Source organism: Halomonas sp. KAO (assembly GCF_015595025.1).
In the GTDB taxonomy this organism is placed as follows: Bacteria; Pseudomonadota; Gammaproteobacteria; order Pseudomonadales; family Halomonadaceae; genus Halomonas.
Genome location: NZ_JADNRL010000035.1, coordinates 733 through 1,437, shown reverse-complemented (window position 1 = coordinate 1,437; position 705 = coordinate 733). Strand labels below are relative to the sequence as shown.

Annotated in this window: 1 protein-coding gene; it reads right to left on the bottom strand. The window is 60.0% G+C overall.

The window, feature by feature from the left end:
- Positions 1 to 30 precede the first annotated feature (30 nt).
- Positions 31 to 705 (bottom strand): IS5 family transposase (locus tag IOC61_RS15985; RefSeq protein ID WP_195689737.1); only part of this gene is annotated, 675 nt, incomplete at its 5' end.

Here is a 705-nt window from a genome sequence, read left to right as displayed (position 1 = left end):
CAGCCAGGTTATCTGGCTGTCAGGCCAGATTCAGGGCGTAATGGCCCCGTCAATTTGGCCCTCGCATCGTGTCGACAGCACCAGGTTGGCCAGCCCGAACAAGCTGAAGAGTTGCGCCTGGTTCTTGGCCAACCCCTTGTAGCGCACCTTCCGGTAGCCAAAGAGGTTCTTGATGACATGAAACGGGTGCTCGACCTTGGCGCGGATGCTGGCCTTGGCCTTCTCGATCGCCAGCAGCATCGTTTTCATTGGGCTGTCGTCCATCTTCTTGATGGCGCAGCGTTTGGCAGCCACATAGCACTTGGAATCCGGGGCATCCTTCTCTTCGCCGAGATGCTTCCACATGCCGGTGTAGCCCGCGTCGCCATATACCCGTTTGTCATCCTCCCGGACCAGAGCGCCGGCCATGGTGACATCGGCGACGTTGGCCGAGGTCGCGGCGACACTGTGAGTCAGTCCGGTGACGGCATCGACGCCGATATGGGCCTTCATCCCGAAGTACCACTGGTTGCCCTTCTTGGTCTGTTTCATCTCCGGGTCGCGCTGCTTGGCCTTGTTCTTGGTGGAAGGGGCGGCTGCCACGATGGTGGCGTCGACGATCGTGCCCTCGCGCATGAACAGCCCTTTCTCGGCCAGATGCGCATTGATCTCCTCGAAAATTCGCTGGGTCAGCGCATGCTTCTCCAGCAGATGACGGAAGCGCAG